This window comes from Shewanella sp. UCD-KL21, assembly GCF_001957135.1.
GTDB lineage: Bacteria > Pseudomonadota > Gammaproteobacteria > Enterobacterales > Shewanellaceae > Shewanella.
The window spans coordinates 1-2558 of sequence record NZ_MPHK01000044.1; the positions used below are offsets into that span (position 1 = coordinate 1).

Sequence of the window (2558 nt, forward strand, 5' to 3'; positions counted from 1 at the left end):
TTGGAGGGTTTCACCCGTACCTTGTACGTTAGGCAGGGAATCATATATACTTATCATGTAAGTCGTCCTTAAAAAGTACGTTTTTAAGTGGCGTATGTTTGAGCACTTCTGGCGATGTGCTTAAGCAGTTACACGGTAGTTAGGGGGGCTAATCCCTAGCTACCAAACCTTCCCTTAAAGCACCAGCTATCTTCTGAAGTAAAAAAATCATTTCCGTGTATTTTGGGTGAAAAGTTTCCACCCTGTTTTACCCCTCAGATTACCCCTTAAAGCTAGGCATATCAAGGGTTTCAGTGTTTGAGCAAATCCTCCCATAGTTTCTAATTTATCAAGAGAAGGTAAAAGCCTCTAAATCCAACCCTCATTTGGACACCGGCAAAGGGGGGTTCGTAACTCCGTAGCATTACCAAGCGAGCGTTAAATCCCCAACTGCCATATAGAACCGTTTACGTTAGTTAGGGCTTTCTAATGTGCGTTAATTGGCATTATCGAACACTGAAACGGCCTAAGGGGGTTTTGCCTTCGGCCGTCAAAGGTCTGTTTGAATATTTAAGCTATTCGTTTAAAGCGTCTAGCAGGGCGAAAGTTCAACTGCGCTTAGCATGGGGGCGTCCCCCATACCCCCTAAATCTTGATTTTGTAACAAGTTCAACTGTTGCAAAGTTTGCAAATCCTCACCAAGAAGATCCATAAGGGCTTTAATCGAAACGAGAACGTCATCCGTCCTAGGGCTTTCTAAAAGAGTCGATATTGCGATAAAAAGGTCTTGAGCATCATCAAGGGTTGACTCAATGCTATTTGTGGTATTATCTAATTTATACATAACTATTTTCCATGTTTAGTGTGTTAGCCAGGCGCATTGTTCAGAATGCGCCTGGCGAATTAAATGTAAGGCTAAACCGCTTCACACCTCCGCGCCTTAAGGGCGCTCCGGTGTTGCCGCTGTAGAGCCATTTAAAGCCTTAAAAATTAAAAGTAACCTCCTTAAATCCAATCTTATTAGCAGTTGAAATAACAGCATCAGCAGACTTGAAAACCCTCAAATCATCACGCTGAGCAGACAAAACATAAACGCACCCCTTAGCTTTAAAATGCAAAAGCCATCCAGCAGAGACCACAGCGGGCGCAGCATAAGCCGAAGTCAAAGAACCCGAATCAAAAAGTAAAATGGCCTCAGGCGTATTAACAGAGCTATTTTTCACTTTAAAACCTCAATCAAATTTAATATTTGATTAATCGTATTGCAAATACGATGTTATGTCAAATTTTAATTTTGATTAATCAAAAGGCGAAAAAAAACCGCTTAGTTAGCGGTTTTTCTGCAAAGCCATTGAGCTTAGTTAACGTAGTTCCTTAAACCTATATTCCAATGGAATATTTTAACCATTACAGCGGTTATCTCAGTGTTATCTTCACCCACGTTAATCAAATCAACAGAATCAGACTCAACGTCAACAAGATCCAATTTCTTAGAGTAATCGAGCATTAGGCCGCCAAAAGCCACAAGCTTGCGGCCTTTAATGCTGAAAGCTAGCTGTTCAACAACTTTAGTGAATGCATAGTAATTACCATCAGGGGCTTTCATAACGTAGTTAGAGGGCTTAGTGGCGTATTTGCCAACCTCAGCAGCAGCAGAGCTAATATCGTCACTGTCAGGGCGTTTAGGGTTCGGCTTTATAGCTCTGACGTCAACTTGAGTAATATGAGGGTACTTAGTGGCCTCTTGCCATAACTCAAGCCACCTCTCCTGTTTAATATAATTTTTCTTAAAGTAACCAGATGGAACGCAAACCAGAACATGGAAGTGAGGGTGGTAATCATCACGCTCACCGTTGTAAGTAACCTCTAACGCCCTAAACCAGCCCTTAACAATGCCAAACTCCTTACGCCTAGCCAATCGTCGCCAACTAGCAGCCATGTGGCTTATTTCTTCCCCTAGGCGGTCAGATTTAACATTCGGTACGGTAAGGGTGATCAGCAAATAGCGGTAAGTCGGAAAGTCTGTTTTGATGGCGTTACAAACCTCTTTTACTTGATGAAAAACCATTAGAGATCTGCGTTTCTGACATGCGGAACACATGCGGTCACGACAAAAACTAGCCCTATAAAGCTTCATATTTCCTGCATTATCAGATGCAAACTTTAAGTAGTTTCCACAATCAAACATGCGTTGTGAGCGTTTTAAGAGGGTTTCCTTTGTCATTGCTTTAGAAATAGCAATTGATTTGAGCTTGCTGCCTCTCCAGTCGTTAGTTCCATCTTGGAGGGTTTCACCCGTACCTTGTACGTTAGGCAGGGAATCATATATACTTATCATGTAAGTCGTCCTTAAAAAGTACGTTTTTAAGTGGCGTATGTTTGAGCACTTCTGGCGATGTGCTTAAGCAGTTACACGGTAGTTAGGGGGGCTAATCCCTAGCTACCAAACCTTCCCTTAAAGCACCAGCTATCTTCTGAAGTAAAAAAATCATTTCCGTGTATTTTGGGTGAAAAGTTTCCACCCTGTTTTACCCCTCAGATTACCCCTTAAAGCTAGGCATATCAAGGGTTTCAGTGTT

Annotated in this window: 3 protein-coding genes; all 3 read right to left on the bottom strand. The window is 42.0% G+C overall.

Annotation, left to right across the window (positions count from 1 at the left end; all coding sequences use genetic code 11):
- Positions 1-571 precede the first annotated feature (571 nt).
- The 3 genes from BM739_RS19680 to BM739_RS19690 all read right to left on the bottom strand — a co-directional run bounded on the left by BM739_RS19680 (position 572) and on the right by BM739_RS19690 (position 2317).
- Positions 572-823, bottom strand: a complete 252-nt coding sequence (locus tag BM739_RS19680; protein ID WP_076543305.1) for a hypothetical protein — start codon at positions 821-823, stop codon at positions 572-574.
- Between the two features lie 139 nt (positions 824-962).
- Entirely contained in the window at positions 963-1202 is a 240-nt protein-coding gene (locus BM739_RS19685; protein WP_076543306.1) for a hypothetical protein, read from the bottom strand.
- A gap of 134 nt (positions 1203-1336) precedes the next feature.
- Positions 1337-2317, bottom strand: coding sequence for a protein rep (locus BM739_RS19690; protein ID WP_076543307.1), 981 nt, complete (start codon positions 2315-2317; stop codon positions 1337-1339).
- Positions 2318-2558 lie beyond the last annotated feature (241 nt).